Raw genomic sequence first — 14,578 nt, 5'->3', positions numbered from 1 at the left:
AGACGGTAGGACGGACGCGACCGCGGACGCCAGGGATCGGTATGTCGTGGGGACGAGGGTGCTCCGCCGTACCGTTGTGGCATGCGCAACTCGTTCGTCGTCACCGGGGCCCACGTCGTCCCCGTCACCGCTCCGCCCTTCGACGGGGGTGCCGTCCTCGTGGAGGACGGCCGCATCACCGCCGTCGGCCCCGACGTGGCTCCGCCGCCCGGCCTCCCCGTCGTCGACGCCGCCGGCGCCTGGCTCGTCCCCGGGTTCGTCGAGTCGCACGGCCACGTCGGCATCCACGAGGAGGCGAACGGCTGGGCCGGCAACGACACCAACGAGATGACCGACCCGAACCAGGCTGCGGTGCGGGCGATCGACGCCGTGGACATCGACGACGAGGGGTTCCGCGACGCACTGTCCGGCGGCATCACGAGCATCGTCGTGAAGCCCGGCTCCGGCAACCCGATCGGCGGGCAGACCGTCGCGATCAAGACCTGGGGTGGTCGCACGATCGACGAGCAGCTCATCTCCGACGCCGTCAGCGTCAAGAGCGCCCTCGGCGAGAACCCGAAGCGCGTGTACGGCGACAAGGGGAGGACGCCGTCGACGCGCCTCGGCGTGGCGAAGGTCGTCCGCGAGGCGTTCGTCGCCGCGCAGGACTACCGCGCCGCCCGTGCGGCCGCCGCCGCGAAGGGGGAGCCGTTCACCCGCGACCTGACGAACGAGACGCTCGTCCGGGTGCTCGACGGCGAGCTCGCGTGGGACCAGCACGTCCACCGGCACGACGACCTCGCGACCGCGCTCCGCCTGGCCGACGAGTTCGGGTACCGGCTCGTCGTCAACCACGGCACCGAGGCGCACAAGATCGCCGACCTGCTCGCCGAGCGCGACGTCCCGGTCATCTACGGCCCGCTGTTCACGAGTCGCTCGAAGGTGGAGCTCCGCGACCGCGGGATCCCGAACGTCGTGGCGCTCGCCGCCGCCGGCGTCCGGGTGGCGATCACGACGGACGCGCCGGTGGTGCCGATCGCGATGCTGGTCGACCAGGCCACCGCCGCGGTCAAGGAGGGCCTGCCCTGGCAGACCGCGCTCGAGGCCCTGACCACCAACCCGGCGGACTTCCTCGGCTTCGGGGACCGGGTCGGCCGGATCGAACCGGGCTTCGACGCCGACCTGGTCCTGTGGGACGGCGACCCGCTCGCCGCGACCAGCCGCGCGACGCGCGTCTGGATCGAGGGTGCGTCCGTCTACGAGTGGGCCGACGGGACGGGCGTCACCACGCCGCGCTGGTGACCCGGTGACGGCCTGGAGGCCCGTGGCGGCCCCGCCACGGGCCTCCAGGCCGTCCCGCCGCACCCGCAACACGCAACCTCGGCGGTTGCTCGCAGCGCTGTACCGCTGCGAGCACCCGCCATCGTGGCGTTTCGCGGAAGATCAGGCGTCAGGCGTCGCGGGACAGCAGGAAGTCGTTGATGCGCTCGGTCATCGGCAGGTCCATCTCCCGCGCAACCCCGTTGACCGATCGGATCGGTGCCGCTTGACGGACGCTCGACAGCAGCCACAGGGCGTCGGCGGCCTCGAGGTCGGCCAGCGTGACGAGCTCGTAGGACGTCGCGATGCCCTCGCCCTCGGCGAAGCGGAACACGTCGGCCTGTGTCGTCCCGGCCAGGATGCCGATGTCGGTCCGCGGCGTCACCAGACGGCCGTCCACCGACATCACGAGGTTCGCGCGGGTGCCCTCGAGCACGTAGCCGTCGGTCGACACGAAGAGCGCGTCGTCCGCTCCACGACGCTCGGCCTCGCGGAGCGCCGCCATGTTCACCGCGTACGACAGCGTCTTCGCGCCCTGCAGCAGCCACGGCGAGGTCCGCGCGACGTCGTGCCGGTAGCCGCGGTCGAGCGTCACGACGGCGATGCCCTCCGTCCGCGCAGGGGTCTGGTCGCCGGACGGCGCCGCGTAGACCCAACCGGTCGGCCGCCCGGAGCCCTCGACGCCGCGGGTCATGACGGTCTTCGCGAAGGCCTCGTGCACCGGGTCGAGCCGGGCGCACACCGCCTCGATCGCCTGCCGCCAGGCGTCGACGTCCGGTGCGGGCAGGTCGAGCATGGCGGCCGACCGGACGAAGCGCGCCAGGTGCGGCTCGAGTGCCTGCGGTCGACCGTCGACGACCGTGATGGTCTCGAACACCCCGTCGCCCCGGATCGCACCGAGGTCCTGCACCTGCAGGTGCTCCTCGAGCGGCTTCGCCCACGTGTAGGCGTCGGCCTCGGGGTCGTGCGGGGCGGCGTCGCGCGAGGGCTGGTTGAGGACGGCGAGGACGGTGTCGGTCATGCCACCATCCAACCGCAGCACCGGGTCGGTGGTCGTCAGTCGCGCCCGGGGAGCGCGCCCATGAGCTTCCACACCGCCGGCGTCAGCTCGGGGTGCTGCAGGGCGATCCGGCGGAGCCGGTGGTACTCCTCGCCGAGCTCGGTGCCCTGCCCGGAGGCCGGGTGGCCCGCCCAGTGCACGCTGCGCTGCCCGATCGCCGCGTCGAGCTCGACGGCGTCGGCGCGGAGGATGAGCACGACCTGCTCGTCGACGGTCGGGAGCGTCGGCATGAACTCCCACGGGTCCTCGCCTGCACGGCTGCGGTGCTCGACGATCATCGAGATCTCCTCGGCGGCCTCGGCGCGCAGCACTTCGAGGCTGCGCCCGGTCCTGCGGGGCTCAGCCATGGTGCCCCCGCAGCACGCCTGCCATGCCAGCGATCGTACGCCAGCGCGGAGCGTCCACCGGACACGTCCGCAAGACTGGGGACCGTGACCGAACGCGACGAGACGAAGTCCCAGCACGCCCCGGTCGTGGTCGTCTACCTGCTCCGTGACGGTCCCGACGGCCCCGAGGTGCTGCTCGGCGAGAAGCGTCGGGGGCTCGGGGCCGGGCGCCTCGTCGGTCCGGGCGGCAAGCGCGAGCCGGGGGAGCCGCCGGTGGCGGCAGCGGTGCGCGAGGTGGCGGAGGAGGTCGGTCTGCGGCTCGAGTCGGACGACCTGGAGGCGCGTGGCACGTTGGACTACCGGTTCCCGTTCCGTCCGTCCTGGTCGCAGCGCTCGGACGTCTTCGTCTGCCGCCGCTGGCAGGGGACCCCGTCGGGCAGCGACGAGCTGGAGCCGCGGTGGGTCCCCGTCGACGCGGTGCCCTACGACGCGATGTGGGACGACGCGCGCTACTGGTTGCCGGCCTTGCTGGCCGGCGGGAGCGTCACGGCGCGCTTCACCTTCGCGGAGGACAACGCGACCGTCTCGGGCTTCAGCGGCGAAGGCGTCTAGCGGGCGCCCGCACGACCCTGCTGGACGCGGGTACTGCCGGTGCGCGCCTCCTCCGCGGCGGCGAGGACGTCGGCGTCCCCGCTGCGACCACCGAGCGGGCGGACGAAGAAGTCGACGATGCCCGCCGCGATCGCCCCGAGGACCGCGAACATCGCCCAGCCGACGAACAGCCCGGCGGTGTTCCGGCCGTCGGCGGGGGCGAGGAACACGCTCGCGGCGTAGAGCGCTGCCGCCAGCACGAGGAACGCCACGACGGCGGTGACGAGGACGCGGTGCCAGGCGGTGCGCGGGTGCATGCGGAACAGGATACGCGCGCTCCGGGGAACGACCGAGCGGGCGCCGGAGCCGCTCAGCGCTCGGCGTGCCGTCCGTGCTGGCGCTCGTCGGGCGCGCCGGTCCGCGTCGTGCGCGATCCTGCCGGGGCCGGGCGGCGACCGGACGCGTCCACGCGGGGGACGGGACGGGTGCGGGGGCCGGTGGCAGCGCCTCCCGGTCGCGCCGGGCCGGACCGGTCCGCCTGCCGCACCACGGGGATGCGTCCGGTCGGGGTGGTCTCCTGCTCGAGCCCGTCGCGACCGCCGGTGAAGACGTCGCCGGCGACACGCTCGTCCTCCCAGTCGTCGTCGCGCAGGACGCTCAGCGTGCCGGTCTCGGTCGAGGTCAGTCCGTGGCGCTCGAGCTCGGCGTCCCGCTGCTTCCCGAGGAACTCGCGGTTCGCGGTCTGCGCGTCCTGGAACATCGTCGTGCGGTTGTTCACGATCGCCGCGATGCGACGGCGCTCCCACCACTGCTTGCCGAAGAACATCAGCACGAGCCCGGCGGCGGCGTAACAGCCCATCGTGACCAGCCCGCGACCGAAGCCGGGGCCGACGCCGTAGATCTCGTGCTTGATCATGTCGACCATGCTCGAGCCGACCACGACGTGGTTGAGCCACGCGAAGGGCTCCGGCATGAACCACTTCGGGTACGCGCCGCCGGAGGACGGCATCGACAGGAAGACGAAGCAGATCATCGCGGGCGCGGCGATGAACCGGCCGACGAAGTAGCTCAGGCCGTTGACGGCGAGACCGATCGCGACGATCCAGCCCCAGGCGATGAGGACGAGTCCGATCCAGTGCCCGTGGATCGCGCCGACGACCGGGCCGGCGAGCGTGTTCGTGATCAGGGAGATCACGAGGCCGCCGACGACGATCACGGTCATGCGGGTGCGGTGCCGCAGCGGACCGCCCATGATACCGATGAACATCGCGACCATGTAGCCGCCGATGCACCAGGCGAGCATGACGTACATCGCGACGGTGCCGTACTCGTCGTACGCGGGCAGCGGTGCGAGCTCGGTGACGGTCGGGGCGGCGACTCCGATCCCGGTGAGCACGCTGGTCAGCGTCGCGGGGACGAGCGAGGCGACCTGGAACTGGTGGGCGCTCGCCTTGAAGACCTCGTTCGCCGAAGGGTCGTACGCGACGGCCATCGTGCCGGCCAGGACGTCCTGCTTCGCGCGGGCCAGCGACTCGTACGTGTGGAACACGTACTCACCGGGCAGGGCCTTGCCGACGGCGGCGACGAGGGTCGGATCGCTGCCGACCAGGGCGACGGGGACGTCGTGCGGGTGGGGAGCGTGGAAGGCGAAGACGTAGCAGAGGCAGAAGCCGACGATGAAGAACAGCGGCATCCAGAGCTGCAGCCCGATGAGCTGCAGCGAGGGGTGGAGCGTGCCGTACCAGCGGCGGTACCGGCTGATCCGCTGCGGCTCGGGCACCGGTGCCTGGCGCACGCGCCCCGCACGGCTGCCGGCGCTCCGGCTGCCGGCGACGGGAGCACCGCGACGGGGCCGCGAACCGCCCCGCGTCGAGGGCCGGGTCTGCCGGGGCTTCGGCGCGGACGACCGCGGCGCTCCGTCACGATCGGGGAGGTCGCTCTTCCTGGGGACGTCGTTCCGCGGCTCGCTCACTCGGCGCTCTGCTCCTTCTGCTGGTCGGAGCATCACGGTACGCCGGGCGTGCTCACCGCGCCCCGTGAGCTGTCGGGGCAGGACCGGCTGCGGCGGCCCGGGACCGGCAGCGCCGGGGCAGGACCGGCTGCGGCGGCCCGGGACCGGCAGCGCCGGGTCAGGACCGGCTGCGGGAGGCCTGGGCCGAGTCCATCGCGAGTTCCTCGGCGTCGAGCGTCACGAGCACGCGGCGCATGACCTCCTCGTCGAGGTTGCCCTTCTCGCGTTCCTCGAGCACGATCTCGCGGCGACGGTCGAGCAGTTCGCGGCGGATGTCCTGGATCTGGGCGCCGCGGAGTCGCAGCGGAGCGTTCCGGTCCTCGACCTCCTCTTCCTCGGCGTCGCGGCGGAACGTCTCGGCCTGTCGTTCGAGGCGGGCCTTCAGTCGGTTCACGACGCTGTCCGATGCCTCGGCGCCGTACTGCTCGGCCCACGCCGGTCGCCTCCGTTCGAGCAGGGCGATCGCGGCCTCGGTGGTGCGCTGGTTGAGGCGCATCTCGCTCCGGACGTCCGCCTCGCCCTCGGCCGGGTCCTGCACCTTCAGCGCCCGGATCACGAACGGCAGGGTCAGCCCCTGGAGCAGGAGCGTGCCGACGGTGACCACGAAGGCGATCACGAAGATGGTGTCCTGCGCCTTGACGTCGACCGAGTTGCCGACGACGGAGACCGCCGCGGCGAGGGTCACCACACCGCGCATGCCGGTCCACGAGATGACGGTGAGCTCCCGCCAGTTCAGCTTCGGTTCGGCGGAGCCGCGCAGCCAGCGCAGGGACGGGTGACCGCGGGACAGTCGGACGCGCAACGGCCGCAGCCACCGGCCGTTGAAGCGGTTGCGCGCGTACGACTCGAACACGAAGAGCGGTCGCACGAGGATCACGACGACCAGGACGACGGCCGCCGCGGTGAGGGTCTGCGTCAGGCTGCGGTCGCTCTCGACGAGGTCCTGGACGACGGTCTTCAGCTGCAGGCCGATGAGGGCGAAGACGAACCCCTCGAGGATCACGTCCGCACTCGTCCACAGCGGGCGCTCCTGCAGCCGGGTCGCGTAGCCCTCCTTCGGCGAGTTGTAGCCGATGTACAGCCCCGCGGTGACCACGGCGATGACCCCGGAGCCGGAGAGGTGCTCGGCGAGGACGTACGCGACGAAGGGCAGCAGGATGCTCATGATCGTCTCGACGACCGGGTCGTTGATGCGCATCCGGATCCAGTGGACGGCGACGCCGAGGACGATGCCCACCGCCAGGCCGACACCGATCGCGAGCCCGAAGATGCCGAGGTCCTGCCAGATCGTCAGCGACGTCCCCGCCGCGATGAGCGTGAAGACCCGCACGAGGGTGAGGGACGCGGCGTCGTTGATGAGGCTCTCGCCGGACAGGACCGTCATCACCCGGCGGGGGAGTCCGAGCTTCCGGCCGATCGCCGCGGCGGACACCGCGTCCGGCGGGGCGACGACGGCGCCGAGCAGGATCGCCGCGGGCCAGTCCATGTCCGGGATGATGATGTACGCGGCGAGGGCGACCGCGAGCGCGGTGACGATCACGAGGAAGATACCGAGACGGCGGATCTGCTTGATCGACTGCCGGAAGCTCTGCCACGACACGTCGAGGGCGGCGGAGTAGAGCAGCGGCGGCAGGACGACGGTGAGGATCACCTCGGAGTCGATCTCGATCTCCGGCAGGCCCGGCAGGAACGACACCGCGAGCGCCACGGCCGTGACGAGCAGCGGCGCGGGCAGCCCCTTGGCCCGCGCGAAGCCGGTCACCGCGAGTGAACCGATCAACAGGATGAGGAGTTCCGCGGTGTCCATGGGGTCCATTCTCCCATCGACATGATTCGCAGGCTGAACGATCCCGCAGGTCGGGTGGCGCGGCGGCGGACGACAGGGTTTGCCCCGGAGCCGATCGGCTGCGACACTTGCCCGCGGTGGACATCACACTCATAGTCGTCCTGGTCATCGCGTTGGCCCTCTTCTTCGACTTCACAAACGGTTTTCACGACACCGCCAACGCGATGGCGACACCGATCGCCACCGGTGCCATGAAGCCCAAGGTGGCCGTCACGGTCGCCGCGGTGCTCAACCTCGTCGGTGCGTTCCTCAGCACCGCCGTCGCGACGTCGATCTCGCACGGCCTGATCAACGAGGGCCCCGGTGGCGTCGCGATCACCCCGGAGATGATCTTCGCGGGCCTGATCGGCGCGGTCGTCTGGAACATGATCACGTGGCTGCGCGGTCTGCCGTCGTCGTCCTCGCACGCGCTGTTCGGCGGGCTCATCGGTGCCGCGATCGTCGGAGCCGGCTTCGACTCCGTGAACTACGCCGCGCTGCTGACCGTCGTGATCATCCCCGCGTTCCTGTCGCCGGTGATCGCCGCGCTGGTCTCGCTCCTCGCCACGCGCATCGCCTACCGCGTGACCCGTCGTCCGGTCTTCCCGAACGAGCGCGGCGGCTTCCGCATCGGCCAGGTGTTCACGAGCTCGATGGTCTCCCTCGCGCACGGCACGAACGACGCGCAGAAGACGATGGGCGTGATCACGCTGACGCTGATCGCCTCGGGCGCGCAGTCGGCGAACCAGGGCGTGCAGTTCTGGGTCGTCGTCGCGTGTGCGCTCGCGATCGCACTCGGCACGTACACCGGTGGTTGGCGCATCATCCGCACCCTCGGGTCGGGTCTGACCGAGATCCGCGCCACCCAGGGCTTCGCCGCCGAGGCGTCCACCGCAGCCACCATCCTCGCGTCGAGCCACCTCGGCTTCGCGCTCTCGACCACGCAGGTGTCGTCGGGGTCGATCATCGGCGCCGGGCTCGGCCGTCGTGGCTCGAAGATCCAGTGGTCGACGGCGGGCAAGATCGTCGTCGCCTGGTTCATCACGCTGCCGGCCGCCGCAGCCGTCGGCGCGATCGCGTCCGGCATCGCCCGGCTCGGTGTCGGGGGACTCGTCATCGACGCGGTCGTCGGCGCCGCCGTCATCCTCGGGCTCTACCTCTGGTCGCTGCGGAAGCCGCACGACCAGGCCGCCGCGATCGAGGTGGACGTGGCCGCCAACGCGGTCTTCACCCGCAAGGAGCTCCGCGACATGCAGCGCAAGAAGCGTGCCGCCCAGGTCGCCGAGCGGCGCGCCGAGCTCAGCCGTGAGCGCACCCTGCGCCGCATGGCCGGACGGAACGGAGGGCGCCGCTGATGGGCATCGACTGGTTTGCATTCCTCACCGTGGCGATCGTCGCGGTCGTCTCCGCGTGCTTCGTGGTCCTCGTCTACTCGATCGGCCTGCGCCTCTGGAGCGCCGCCGACACGCGCGCCGGCAAGTACACCGTGAAGGACGACGGCACCGTCGGCCCCGCCACGGCCGGCTTCCCCCAGCCCGGCACCGTCCAGCCCGGCGTCCGCGCGTTCCGCGCGCTCGCCGTCGCGTGCTTCGCCGTCTCCGGCCTGGCCGTGCTCTACGGCATCTACCTGATCGTCCCGCAGTTCCACTGACGGTCACGTCCACCTGACGGACGGGAGGCCCGTGGCGACGCCGCCACGGGCCTCCCGTCCGTCGTCGGTCACCACGCGCGCCCGCCTGCCGGACCCGACCGGCCGGACGGGCTAGCCTCGACAGGGTGACCGGCAACGAAGCAGCGCGCACCAGGACCGAGACCGACTCGCTGGGATCCCTCGAGGTCCCCGCCGACGCGTACTGGGGCATCAACACCCTCCGGGCGCTCGAGAACTTCCCGATCACGTCGGTGCCGATCGCGGTGTACCCGGACCTCGTCGAGGCGCTCGCGACCGTGAAGCAGGCGGCCGCGCGGGCGAACAAGGCCATCGGCGTGCTCGACGCCGAGCGTGCCGACGCCATCGACCAGGCGGCGCAGGAGGTCCGCGACGGGAGCCTCCGCGACCAGTTCGTCGTCGACGTCGTGCAGGGCGGCGCGGGGACGTCGACGAACATGAACACGAACGAGGTGCTCGCCAACCGCGCCCTCGAGATCCTCGGGCGTGAGAAGGGCGACTACGCGTACCTGCACCCGATCGACCACGTGAACCGCAGCCAGTCGACGAACGACACCTACCCGACGAGCATCAAGCTGGCGATGATCCTGGGGGTGCGGCGGCTCACCGAGCAGCTCGAACTGCTCTCCGACGCGTTCGCCGAGCGCGGCCGGGCGTTCCAGGACGTCCTGAAGGTCGGGCGCACGCAGCTGCAGGACGCCGTGCCGATGACCCTCGGGCAGGAGTTCACCGGGTTCGCGCACACCATCCAGGAGGACGTCCTGCTCCTCCGCACGGTCTCGCCGCTGCTCGCGGAGACGAACCTCGGGGCGACGGCCATCGGCACGGGCATCACCGCGGACCCGCAGTACCGCGACGAGGTCCGTCGGCAGCTGCAGGTCGCGAGCGGGCTCGACATCGTCACCGCACCCGACCTGATCGAGGCGACGAGTGACGCCGGTGCCTTCATGACGCTGTCCGGCACGGTGAAGCGCAGCGCGGCCAAGCTGTCGAAGATCTGCAACGACCTGCGGTTGCTCGCGTCGGGGCCGCAGGCGGGGCTCGGCGAGATCACGCTGCCCGCACGCCAGGCGGGGTCGTCGATCATGCCGGGCAAGGTCAACCCGGTGATCCCGGAGGTCGTCAACCAGATCGCGTTCGCCGTCGCCGGTGCCGACACCACGGTGACGATGGCCGCCGAGGGCGGGCAGCTGCAGCTCAACGCCTTCGAGCCGATCATCACCCACTCGATCCTGCAGTCGCTGCAGTGGATGGCGAGCGGGTGCGCCACGCTCCGGGTGAACTGCGTCACGGGCATCGAGGCGAACGAGGCCAAGCTCGCCGCGCAGGTGGACACCAACGTCGGCGTCGTCACCGCGCTGACGCCCTACATCGGCTACGCGGCCGCGGCGTCGATCGCGCACACCGCGTTGACGACCTCGACGCCGATCGCGACGCTCGTCACGGCGGCGGGGCTGATGGACGAGGACCAGGTGCAGCGGGTCCTGTCGCCGGCGCGCTTGTCGGGCATCGAGCTCGCGACGGGGGCGATCCCGATCGTCACCGAGGAGATGTTGGACGCCGAGGCGGAGCGGGTCGCGCGCGAGCGCTGACCCCGTCCCGCGGGACGCAACCTCGGCGGCACTGCGCAGCGGTACAGCGCTGCGAGGCGTCGCCGACGTTGCGTCGTGCGGAGCGCCGCGCGAGCGCTGGAGCCTAGGGCAGCGGGGGCTCGCCGACCCGCACCTGGTGCGACATCGCGCGCAGGTGCTCCTCGGTCGGCGAGGGCTCCTCGTGCTCGTCCTCGGCACGCTGCTGCGCGGCGAGCCGGACCCGGTGCGCCGCAGCGATGTCCTGGTCGCGCCAGCGTGCGAGCGTGAAGTTCCGCGTGACGTCGCGGAGTGGCAGTCGGATCGACTCGTCAGCCTCGATGCCCGCGAGGAGCTGGCGCATCCGGATGACCTCGGAGTCGAGCTCCCCGCCGACGACGAGCACGAAGTTCGAGATGTACAGGTACACGAGCAGCAGGATCGCGCCACCGAGCCACCCGTAGGCCCGGTTCCCGCTGCCGCCGACCGTCTCGACGTAGATCGAGAAGCCGAGGGTCGCCACCGCCCAGGTCACGATCGCGAACGCCGCTCCGGCCGACACCCACCGCAGCTGCGGGGTCTTCACGTTCGGCGTCGCGTAGTAGAGGACCGCCACCATCACCACGAGGACGACGGCGAGCACGGGCCACTTCGCCACGTTCCACAGGTCGTCGATCCACGGTGCCCACCCCAGCTGCCGGACGATCGCCGCCGAGATCGTCGGGGTGCCGAGCAGGATGACGATCGCGATCGCCCCGCCGACCATCACGAGCAACGTGACGAGGAGCATCATGCTGCGGAACTTCCAGATCCGCCGGCCCTCCTCGACCTCGTAGGCGGTGTTCATCGCGCGTCCGAACGCCGTGGCGTACCCGGAGAGCGACCACAGCGTCAGGACGAGCCCGATCGAGAAGCCCACCCACGGGTTGTCGAGCGTCAGCAGCTGGCGCAGCGGCCCCTCGAGGTGCTGCGCGGTCTCGGGGCGGACGATGAAGCCCAGCACCTGGATGATGTCGGTCAGGCTGTCGCCCTGCCGGTCCACGACGGACAGGGCCGACACCACGGCGAGCGCCGCGGGGAACACGGTCAGCAGGGCGAAGAACGTCAGGGAGGCCGCGGCGTCCACGACGCGGTGGCGGATCACCGAGTGGTAGGTGCGCCGGACGACCGCGCGGACGCCGGTCCGCTGCAGGTCGCGCGAGGCGCTGTCGGGCATGCGATGTACCGTACCCGACCCCACGACGGCCGGGAGGCGCGGTGCGGCACCGCCACGCGCCTCCCGTCCGCGGACAGCTGCACGAGACTCGGCCCCGCGGACAAATTCGCCGTTCCCGCGCGCGAGTCTCGTCCGCCAGGCCGAGTCTCGGACCTGACGGGGCCGGCACCCGCCGGTCAGTTCGCGTGCGGGTCGAGTGCGTCGTACCGGCGGAAGGAGGGCACCAGCCGGAGCAGCAGTGCCACGAGGCCGATGATCAGCACGCCGCCGATGATCGGCGGGTACGCGATGCCGGCCGCGACGACGAGCCCGGCGTACAGGTCGCCGAGGCGCGGACCGCCGGTCACGACCACGATGAAGATGCCCTGCAGCCGTCCGCGCATCCCGTCGGGCGAGGCCGCCTGCAGGATCGTGTTCCGGAACACCGAGCTGACGTTGTCCGCGCCGCCCGCCGCCGCGAGGAACAGCGCCGCGAGTCCGAGTGCGGGCAGGATCTCGACGCCGAAGGCCTCGCCGGACCGACCGCCGAGCAGGTGCGCCACCGCGATGACGACGCCGAACGCCGCGATCGCACCGCCGTACGCCGTGATCGCCCAGCCGACGGCCTCGCCCTGGCGTCGCACGTGCCCGAGCGGGCCGGAGAACACGCTCGACAGCAGCGCGCCGACGGCGTAGGCGGCGGTCAGGGTGCCGACCGTGATCGACCCGCCGCCGATGACCAGCGCCCCGATCGCCGGGAAGAGCACGCGCGGCTGGCCGAACGTCATCGCGACGATGTCGAGCACGAACGTCATCGTGATGTTGCGGGACCGCCTGAGGAACCGCGCACCCTCGACCAGGGAGCGCAGCCCGGGGCGGAGGGCGTCGTGCTCCGCGGCCATCCGGGGGAGGGTGAAGACGCCGAGGAAGGCGAACGTGAAGAGCACGACGTCGATCGTGTAGGTCGGTGCGAAGCCGACGCTCGCGATGAGGACACCGGCGATCGCCGGGCCCACCGTCACCTGGAACCCGGACGCGATGCCACCGAGGGCGCTCGCCGCCGGGAGCAGGGCCGTCCCGACGAGTCGGGGGACGATCGCCGAACGCGAGGCGTTGCTCACCGTCGCGGCGACGGCGTTGACGGTCGCGAGCACGTAGAGGAGCGCCACGCTGTGCAGCCCGAGCCAGGCGTGCGTGGCGATGAGCGCGACCGCGGCCCAGGCGATGATCGCGGACACGAGGGCCACGAGCCGCCGGTCGAAGGCGTCCGCGAGCATCCCGCCGTACAGCCCGGCGACGATCATCGGGACGAGGGCGATCACGCCGACGAGCGCGACCGCGAAGGTCGAGCGGGTGATCTCGTACACCTCGAGGCCGACCGCGACGGTGGTCATCTGCGTGCCGATGCCGGCGATCGCCGTGCCGGCCCAGAGCCGCGCGAACGCGGGGGAGCGGCGGAGCGGGGTGAGGTCGGCGAGCAGGCGGCGGCGGGGTGCGGTGTCAGGTCGTGTCACGGTGGAACCATTCTGCGGCCTGCGCCGCCCCGAGCGGGCGGAATCTGCGGGCTCCGGCGACGCGAGCGGTCGGAATCTGCGCACTCCGGCGACGCGAGCGGGCGGAATCTGCGGGCTCGGGCGACGCGAGCGGGCGGAAAGTGTCGCGTTCGTCCGCTGAGCGTGACGGATCGTGCCCGTTCGCGGGGAGCGAGACGCCCGCGCCGCCGGGGAAGCCACCACACCCCAGCTGGTTGACTGACGCCATGACTGACCTCAACAGCAAGCCCGAGTTCGACGCCCCCGAGGGCCCGGCCCCCACCGAGCTCGTGATCACCGACATCGTCGAGGGTGACGGCGACGTCGCGCAGCCCGGCTCGACCGTCAAGGTGCACTACGCCGGCGTCGAGTACGAGTCCGGCGAGGAGTTCGACAGCTCGTGGAACCGGGGCGAGCCGATCGACTTCCCGCTCGCAGCACTCGTCCGTGGCTGGCAGGAGGGCATCCCCGGCATGAAGGTCGGCGGGCGCCGCAAGCTCACCGTCCCGCCGGAGCTCGCCTACGGCCCGGCCGGCGGCGGGCACTTCCTCTCCGGCAAGACCCTCATCTTCATCATCGACCTGCTCGGGGTCCGCTGATGCAGGTCGGCGCGCCCACCATCGAGCTGAACGACGGCCACCGCTTCCCGGAGCTCGGCCTCGGCACCTACGGGCTGAACGGCGACGAGGGCACCGCAGCGGTCGGCGCGGCGATCACGAGCGGCTACCGGCTGCTCGACACCGCGCTGAACTACGGCAACGAGGACGCCGTCGGCCGCGCCGTGCGCGAGTCGGAGGTCGACCGCGAGGACCTCGTCGTCACGTCGAAGCTGCCCGGGCGGCACCACGGCTACGACGAGGCACACCGCTCGATCGACGAGACGCTCGGCAACCTCGGGCTGGACCGCGTCGACCTGTACCTCATCCACTGGCCGAACCCGTCGGTCGGGAAGTTCGTCGACACGTGGAAGGCCTTCGTCGACCTCCGGGACAGCGGCAAGGTCCGCTCGATCGGCGTCTCGAACTTCACGCCCGAGCACCTGAAGGCGATCATCGACGCCACCGGTGTCGCCCCGGCGGTGAACCAGGTGGAACTGCACCCGTACTTCCCGCAGGCCGAGCTCCGCAAGGTGCACGCCGAGTACGGCATCGTCACCGAGAGCTGGAGCCCGCTCGCGAAGCAGTCCGAGCTGCTCACCGAGCAGCCGGTCCTCGACGCGGCGGCCGCGCACGGCGTGACGCCCGGCCAGGTCGTGCTGCGCTGGCACGTCCAGCTCGGCGCGGTCCCGGTGCCGAAGTCCGGCGACGCGGACCGGCAGCGGGAGAACCTCGACGTCTTCGGCTTCGCGCTGACCGACGACGAGGTCCGCGCGATCTCCGGGCTCGAGCGCGGGCGTCTCTGGGACGGCGACCCCGACACGCACGAGGAGATGTAGGGGCTCCCGCCCCCACGGACGGACGGGCGCGCCCCGCTGAGCGGCGACGCGAAGCGTCGCGCGGGGC

General features: G+C 71.8%; 14 protein-coding genes. 7 read left to right on the top strand and 7 right to left on the bottom strand.

All coding sequences use genetic code 11. The annotated features are described in order from the left end of the window. The first annotated feature begins 81 nt into the window (after positions 1-81). Positions 82-1,281, top strand: a complete 1,200-nt coding sequence (locus ACIP6W_RS00435) for an amidohydrolase (RefSeq protein WP_400427608.1) — start codon at positions 82-84, stop codon at positions 1,279-1,281. A 148-nt stretch (positions 1,282-1,429) separates the two neighbouring features. On the opposite strand, the gene ACIP6W_RS00430 is transcribed toward ACIP6W_RS00435, so the two are convergent. Next, positions 1,430-2,320 carry an aminodeoxychorismate lyase gene (locus tag ACIP6W_RS00430; protein ID WP_400427605.1) on the bottom strand — a complete coding sequence of 297 codons (891 nt, stop codon included), beginning with the start codon at positions 2,318-2,320 and terminating at the stop codon, positions 1,430-1,432. A 35-nt stretch (positions 2,321-2,355) separates the two neighbouring features. Beyond that, positions 2,356-2,706 carry a tryptophan synthase subunit alpha gene (locus ACIP6W_RS00425; protein ID WP_066653218.1) on the bottom strand — a complete coding sequence of 117 codons (351 nt, stop codon included), beginning with the start codon at positions 2,704-2,706 and terminating at the stop codon, positions 2,356-2,358. A gap of 84 nt (positions 2,707-2,790) precedes the next feature. On the opposite strand from ACIP6W_RS00425, the gene ACIP6W_RS00420 reads away from it, so the two are divergent. Then, entirely contained in the window at positions 2,791-3,297 is a 507-nt protein-coding gene (locus tag ACIP6W_RS00420) for an 8-oxo-dGTP diphosphatase (RefSeq protein ID WP_400427603.1), read from the top strand. Here the strand turns inward: ACIP6W_RS00420 and ACIP6W_RS00415 are convergent. The 3 genes from ACIP6W_RS00415 to ACIP6W_RS00405 all read right to left on the bottom strand — a co-directional run bounded on the left by ACIP6W_RS00415 (position 3,294) and on the right by ACIP6W_RS00405 (position 7,094). Then, positions 3,294-3,593: a hypothetical protein gene (locus tag ACIP6W_RS00415; RefSeq protein ID WP_066653223.1), complete on the bottom strand. Its 300-nt coding sequence runs from the start codon at positions 3,591-3,593 to the stop codon at positions 3,294-3,296. The two genes, ACIP6W_RS00420 and ACIP6W_RS00415, sit on opposite strands and share 4 nt — an antisense overlap. 53 nt (positions 3,594-3,646) lie before the next feature. Next, positions 3,647-5,071 (bottom strand): ABC transporter permease, encoded by a 1,425-nt coding sequence (locus tag ACIP6W_RS00410; protein ID WP_251154808.1) that lies wholly within the window; start codon positions 5,069-5,071, stop codon positions 3,647-3,649. 334 nt (positions 5,072-5,405) lie between these two features. Next, on the bottom strand, positions 5,406-7,094 hold the full coding sequence (locus ACIP6W_RS00405; RefSeq protein ID WP_209686086.1) for a sodium:proton antiporter: 1,689 nt from the start codon (positions 7,092-7,094) through the stop codon (positions 5,406-5,408). Positions 7,095-7,210: 116 nt separating this feature from the next. Between ACIP6W_RS00405 and ACIP6W_RS00400 the strand changes: the two genes are divergently transcribed. From ACIP6W_RS00400 to ACIP6W_RS00390, 3 genes are all read left to right on the top strand, one after another. Next, entirely contained in the window at positions 7,211-8,467 is a 1,257-nt protein-coding gene (locus ACIP6W_RS00400) for an inorganic phosphate transporter (protein WP_081984745.1), read from the top strand. After that, positions 8,467-8,763: a hypothetical protein gene (locus ACIP6W_RS00395; protein ID WP_066653232.1), complete on the top strand. Its 297-nt coding sequence runs from the start codon at positions 8,467-8,469 to the stop codon at positions 8,761-8,763. Before ACIP6W_RS00400 ends, ACIP6W_RS00395 begins: the two co-directional genes overlap by 1 nt. 125 nt (positions 8,764-8,888) lie before the next feature. Then, a complete protein-coding gene (locus ACIP6W_RS00390; protein WP_066653235.1) occupies positions 8,889-10,373 on the top strand; it encodes an aspartate ammonia-lyase in 1,485 nt (494 codons plus the stop codon). 103 nt (positions 10,374-10,476) lie between these two features. Here ACIP6W_RS00390 and ACIP6W_RS00385 read toward each other — a convergent pair whose 3' ends face one another. Then, on the bottom strand, positions 10,477-11,565 hold the full coding sequence (locus ACIP6W_RS00385; RefSeq protein ID WP_066653237.1) for a YihY/virulence factor BrkB family protein: 1,089 nt from the start codon (positions 11,563-11,565) through the stop codon (positions 10,477-10,479). 176 nt (positions 11,566-11,741) lie between these two features. Next, positions 11,742-13,058, bottom strand: a complete 1,317-nt coding sequence (locus tag ACIP6W_RS00380; protein WP_400427600.1) for an MFS transporter — start codon at positions 13,056-13,058, stop codon at positions 11,742-11,744. 245 nt (positions 13,059-13,303) lie between these two features. On the opposite strand from ACIP6W_RS00380, the gene ACIP6W_RS00375 reads away from it, so the two are divergent. Together ACIP6W_RS00375 and ACIP6W_RS00370 are read left to right on the top strand one after the other, a co-directional pair. Further along, positions 13,304-13,675, top strand: coding sequence for an FKBP-type peptidyl-prolyl cis-trans isomerase (locus ACIP6W_RS00375; protein ID WP_058728797.1), 372 nt, complete (start codon positions 13,304-13,306; stop codon positions 13,673-13,675). After that, entirely contained in the window at positions 13,675-14,511 is an 837-nt protein-coding gene (locus tag ACIP6W_RS00370) for an aldo/keto reductase (RefSeq protein WP_066653239.1), read from the top strand. The genes ACIP6W_RS00375 and ACIP6W_RS00370 overlap by 1 nt, the downstream gene beginning before the upstream one ends. The last annotated feature ends 67 nt before the right edge of the window (positions 14,512-14,578 follow it).

The sequence above is a fragment of the Curtobacterium sp. NPDC088465 genome, from assembly GCF_044753165.1.
Classification (GTDB): domain Bacteria; phylum Actinomycetota; class Actinomycetes; order Actinomycetales; family Microbacteriaceae; genus Curtobacterium.
Note: the sequence above shows the minus strand (reverse complement) of the source record. Positions and strands in the feature narration are given on the sequence as shown.